Origin of the sequence: Frankia sp. Mgl5 (assembly GCF_023242985.1) — a bacterium.
GTDB classification, from domain to species: domain Bacteria; phylum Actinomycetota; class Actinomycetes; order Frankiales; family Frankiaceae; genus Parafrankia; species Parafrankia soli.
The window spans coordinates 1-1158 of the sequence record NZ_JALKFY010000782.1 but is presented as its reverse complement, the minus strand read 5'-3'; the positions used below and the strand labels follow the sequence as shown (position 1 = coordinate 1158).

Below are 1158 nucleotides of genomic sequence, written 5' to 3'. Positions count from 1 at the left end.
GACGACCTTGTGGAACTGACGGATCATCAGCTCCATGTCGGACAGGTGGAACGTCTGCAGCGCGCGGTTGTTGAGCTGCGACCAGGTCGCCTCGACCGTGTTCGTGTCCTGCATCGCGAACTCGATGGTGCTGTCGACGACCAGCTCCTGGGCCAGGCGCTCGGAGGCGGTCTTCGGCTCGGGGAAGTAGATGTCGACCTCGTAGGCGTGGGTGCCCACCGTCTCCGGGATGTACTGGTAGGTGATGTAGTACCCGCGGCCCCAGAGCTGGACCGACAGGTTCGGGAACAGCCAGTACTGGTCGTTGCTCCAGGACTGGACGTTGCCGGGGTTGCGGTCCGGCGTGAGGTGGCCGAGATCGTCGCGGACGTCGTCCGGGCCGAACAGGCCGGCGCGGAACAGCCGGTAGGCCCAGTTCATGTCCCGCTTGGCCGGGCCGACCGAGCCCTCCTTCTTCTTCAGCAGCGGCGGGCCGGGCACCGAGGTCAGCATGTGCGGGGTGAACAGGTCGTAGTGGTAGGAGTCCATCGGCGGGACGAGCTTCTCCGCCTCGGCCACGTTGGTGTTGAGGAACCGCCCGTGGACGTACGCCGGGTGGTACCACTCCAGCAGCGCGTCGATGCCGATCTTCCAGTTGCCCTTGACCTTGGTCCGGAACGACCAGTGGTTGGTGAACTTCTCGAACGGCCAGCTCTCCAGCTCGGTGGCCAGCTTCTCACCGAGGAACTGGCGCAGCGGCGGGGCGTCCTGGCTGAAGTTCACGAAGATGAACCCGGCGAAGACCTCGCAGCGCAGCTGCGGCATGGCGAGCTCGTCGTCGGGCAGCGACTCGAAGAACTCGTTGCGCTTGGTGACGTACGTGCACTTGCCGTCGAGGCCGTAACGCCAGCCGTGGTACTTGCAGGAGAACTGCCGGGCGCTGCCCTGGGTCTCGTTGGTCGGGTGCTCCTGCCAGACGACCTTGTTGCCGCGGTGCGCGCAGATGTTGTGCAGCGCGTACACCTCGCCGTCGGTGTGCCGGGTGATCACGATCGACCCCAGCCCCACGAACTCGCGGGTGAAGAACGTTCCGTTGCGGGGCAGCTGCTCCATCCGGCCGACCTTCAGCCAGGTCCGCTTGAAGATCGCCTCGCGCTCGGCCTGGAAGAACTCCTCGGA

1 protein-coding gene is annotated in these 1158 nt (G+C 65.7%); it reads right to left on the bottom strand.

Annotated features, from left to right (window positions below; translation table 11 throughout):
- On the bottom strand, positions 1–1158 hold a 1158-nt coding region (locus MXD62_RS27600), incomplete at both ends, for an aromatic ring-hydroxylating dioxygenase subunit alpha (RefSeq protein ID WP_248832317.1).